General features: G+C 60.2%; 1 protein-coding gene. It reads right to left on the reverse strand.

Annotated elements, in window-relative coordinates:
* Positions 1–3,234, reverse strand: a 3,234-nt coding sequence (locus INT20_RS17830) for a condensation domain-containing protein (protein ID WP_193057443.1), incomplete at both ends; no start/stop codon positions are given.

Below are 3,234 nucleotides of genomic sequence, written 5' to 3' on the forward strand. Positions count from 1 at the left end.
AGCCAGTCGAGCGAGCATGAGGGAGTGGCCACCCAGTGTAAAAAAGTTCTGATGTGCACCGATCGGCTGCTCGCGTTGCAACAGCGTGCGCCAGATTTGTTCGATACGCTGCTGCAATGGCGTCAATGCCTGCTGCTCATCCTGTTCGCACTGCAACGCCTGCTGTAACAGCGCCGCCGCCTGACCGCGATCCGGCTTACCCGTACTTAGCCGCGGTAACTGTTGCACCACCTCAATAATTCCCGGCACCATTGGGGCCGGCAGTTGCTGTTGCAACGCAACGCGCACCGCCTGCTGCGTCGCTCCGCCCTGCACTACCACCAGTACACCCAACACCGGCCCGCCGCCTGTGTCTATTACCGCAGACAACGACTGGCGCACGCCGGCCACTCCAGCAACCTGTACATCCAGTCCCTGCAAATCTATCCGGATGCCCCGCAACTTGACCTGCGCATCGCGACGGCCCAGTACTATCAGCTCTCCCCGTGCGTTGCGTATCACCTCATCGCCTGTGTCGAACCAGCGCTCACCTTCATTTTCATAAAACATCGACTCGGCCCGCCGAGCCTTACCCGCATACCCTGGCGAGAGTGCCACCCCCCCAAGCTGCAGCCGGCCAACCAACCCCGGCCACTGCACCAGGCCTTCCTGGCCCACGATCCGTGCCTTAACATTACTCATCAGCTGGCCCACAGGTACCAGCCCGCTGACCACACTCGCGTCCTCCTGTTCTTCATGGCCTACTTCATAGGCTGCCACATCAGCGCTCACTTCTGAGGAACCATACACGTTGACTAGCCGCAATCCGCTGCCCAGGCTTGCCCGCGCCTGGCGCACTAGTGACCAACTCAGTGCCTCGCCGCTGCTGAACACTAGCCGCAGCGACAACGGTGCCACTGCCTGGCCTGCCACTCCATCCTGATCCAGCTGCTCGCACAACGCCTGCAGTAGGCTGGGCGTCACAGTCAAACGATCCACTTGGCCCTCGCGCAAGCGCCATAACAGCCCCGCTGGATCGCGCCGGCGCGCATCACTCGCCACCACCAGCGCCACCCCTTCGAGCAGGTTGCCCAGCAGCTCACCATAAATATCCACGAAACTGACCGAGGTCTTGAGCAGTGCTCGCTCACCCGCCTGCACCCCGTACTGTCGACCCATCCAGTACAGCCGGTTTATAAACCCTCGGACACTACCCTGCACTGCCTTGGGCTGACCCGTCGAACCCGAGGTATACACCCAATACAGCACTTCACTCTCGACACGCCCAGACAACACTTCGCGCTCGGCCAACAAGGCTTGCAACTGTGGCTCCTCCTCGGGCAATGCCACCCAGTTCTGCTGCTCTAGACCCGCCGCCTGCGCCTCGTCCACTTCATTGCTGATAATCCAACGCACACCCGCATCGGCCACCAATTCCACGTGCCGTTGCGACGGATCACCCGGCTCTAACAACAACAGCACTGCACCACTGCGCACCACACCCAGCACCGCCTGCACCAATTGCGGCGAGTGTTCCAGCAACACCGCCACCACTTCGCCCGCGCATACCCCCTGCTGTACTAAGTGTACCGCCAGCGCCTCGGCCCCATCACTTAACTGCTGCCAGCTGACATCTGCCTGATCCTCATCGCCATACACCGCTACCGCCGGGCCCTGACGCTTGACTTGTTGCTGCCACAGTGACCACAGCGTTCCGGCCGGCCACTCCTGCCGATCTCCTTGCCAGACCGACACATCAGCCTGCTTTGCCACTTGCGCCGTTTGCCACCCTATCTGACCCAACTGCCGAGCCGGCTCCACACACAACATTTGACGTAATACCTCGCACAACCCCTGTATCACCGCTTGCGCCAGGCGATCGCCCACCCGCGCCTGCGCGTACGTGGCCACTACCTCCAGACCTTCAGACTGCGGCGAGATCCACACCTCCAGCGCTGTACGATGCGTCACGCCTTCCCGACCATCCAGGCCCTGCGGCTGCAACCGCAGACCTTGCACTTCATATTGCGCCTGATACAATTGCTCATTGCACACAAGGCCCACTTCGAACAGTGGGTGCCGCCCCGGCTCGCGCGGCGGATTCAGCTGTTCCACAACCCGTTCAAACGGCACATGCTGCCATTCAAAGTCCTGCATCACCTGCAATTGCGTGCGCTCCAGCGCCTGACTCAGTGACTCACCCTCATCATATTTAAAACGCAGCACCAACGGGTTCACGAACGTGCCCACCGTGTGTGAGAACGGCGCATACACCCGATTGGCCGCGTACGTCCCGAATGCCACGTCGCCACCTTGGCGCAACCGCCCCAGCACCAGTTGCAGCCCCAGCGCGTATACCGTAAATGCGGTCACACCATGATCTCGCGCCAGCTTTTGCAGCTCCTGCCGCTCCCCTTCACTCAGCTGTTGCGCATACAGCCCGCTGGTCTCATCGCTCGCATGTATATCCATATACGGTAACGCCAGCGGCTGTAGATCGCTCAGACGGCGGCTCCAGTACGACAGTCCCGGCTCTATTTGCTGCGCAAACGCCTCGCTCTGCTCCCAGCGGCTGTAGCGCACGTAATCATGCTCCACTGGCGCCAGTGACTGCCCCGCGTACAGCGCCATCAGCTCCTGCACCAAAACCTCTGTAGCCACACCATCAAGCACCGCATGGTGCACCGTCAGATAAAACACATGTTCCTGCGAGGACAGTCGGATCAGCCCCGCCCGGTATGGTACATGACAGCCTAGATCCAGAGTCGTGCTCGCCTGATCGCGCAGTCTCTGATCCAAACGCTGCTGCCGCTCGGGATCATTGAAGCCTTGCAGATCCTCATACGCCAATTGCACCGCCTCATCGACAAGCTCCACGCACGCCTGACCCGATTCGTCCTGCACAATATACGAGCGCAGGATCGTGTGGCGCTCGATCAACTCAACAAAACTAGCCTCAAAGCGCGAACGCTGAAGTGGGCCATGCAAGGTAAAGCGCAGCGGGATCAGATACTGCGTTCCATGTGGGTCCAGCTGAGATAACATCCACAGACGGCGCTGTGCAAACGATAGCGGGATAGGGTCTGACCTCTCATATACCTGCTCCCAGTATCCTAGGAGAACCCCACCATCTTGCTGCGATATACACTGAGCCATCAATGCCAGTACCGGATGCGTCAGCACCTGACCTATGCGCACATCCACACCCAAACGCTCACGGATCAGCACAACCAATCTGACCGCCAGCAATGAGTC

It is taken from the genome of Halomonas citrativorans (genome assembly GCF_014898005.1).
In the GTDB taxonomy this organism is placed as follows: domain Bacteria; phylum Pseudomonadota; class Gammaproteobacteria; order Pseudomonadales; family Halomonadaceae; genus Vreelandella; species Vreelandella citrativorans.